Source organism: Micromonospora sp. DT231 (assembly GCF_049847025.1).
Taxonomy (GTDB): domain Bacteria; phylum Actinomycetota; class Actinomycetes; order Mycobacteriales; family Micromonosporaceae; genus Micromonospora.
In genome coordinates, this window is record NZ_JBNCNO010000054.1 from 1 (window position 1) to 289 (window position 289).

Annotated in this window: 1 protein-coding gene; it reads right to left on the reverse strand. The window is 69.9% G+C overall.

The annotated features are described in order from the left end of the window. On the reverse strand, positions 1-289 hold a 289-nt coding region (locus tag ACPXBU_RS34885; RefSeq protein WP_425761408.1), incomplete at both ends, for a beta-ketoacyl synthase N-terminal-like domain-containing protein.

Below are 289 nucleotides of genomic sequence, written 5' to 3' on the forward strand. Positions count from 1 at the left end.
CTGCGCCGCCAAATGCAAAGCGACCAACGACGACGAACACGCCGTGTCCACCGTCACCGCCGGCCCCTCGAGGCCGAAGGTGTAAGCGATCCGCCCGGACACGACGCTCGCCGCGTTCCCGGTGATCAGGTAGCCCTCGGTCCGCTCCGCGGCGGCCTGCACCAGATCGGTGTAGTCCTGCCCGCTCGATCCGACGAAGACGCCGGTGCGGCTGCCGCGGACCGACGTGGGATCGATGCCAGCCCGCTCGAACGCCTCCCACGACGTCTCCAACAGCAGGCGCTGCTGC